The following is a 251-nucleotide window of genomic DNA, read 5'->3' on the forward strand; positions in this document are numbered from 1 at the left end:
GCTTTTGATATGGGCGCGGATGCTAGCGACGTGGTTGGCAAGCTCGCGTTCTGCTTCTGCGCCGGTGCTATGCGTATAGCGGACGTAGGCGGTCAGCGATACTTTGGAGTCGATGACGATTTGTTTGTTGTCGGGCAGATTGATTAGGACGTCGGGCTGGAGGCGGCGCTGGGTGCCGTCTGCTTCGTGGCGGAAGCAGGAACCTTGAAAAATTTAATAGCGGCCTTTTTGAAGACCGGAATTTTACAATA

The 251-nt window shown here is 53.8% G+C and carries 1 pseudogene; it reads right to left on the bottom strand.

Annotated features, from left to right (window positions below):
* Positions 1 to 243 (bottom strand): annotated as a pseudogene (gene rmuC, locus ACTHS4_RS12215) (DNA recombination protein RmuC); the annotation flags it as partial.
* Positions 244 to 251: the final 8 nt, after the last annotated feature.

The sequence above is a fragment of the Neisseria sp. P0014.S009 genome (genome assembly GCF_051958155.1).
Taxonomy (GTDB): Bacteria; Pseudomonadota; Gammaproteobacteria; order Burkholderiales; family Neisseriaceae; genus Neisseria; species Neisseria flavescens_C.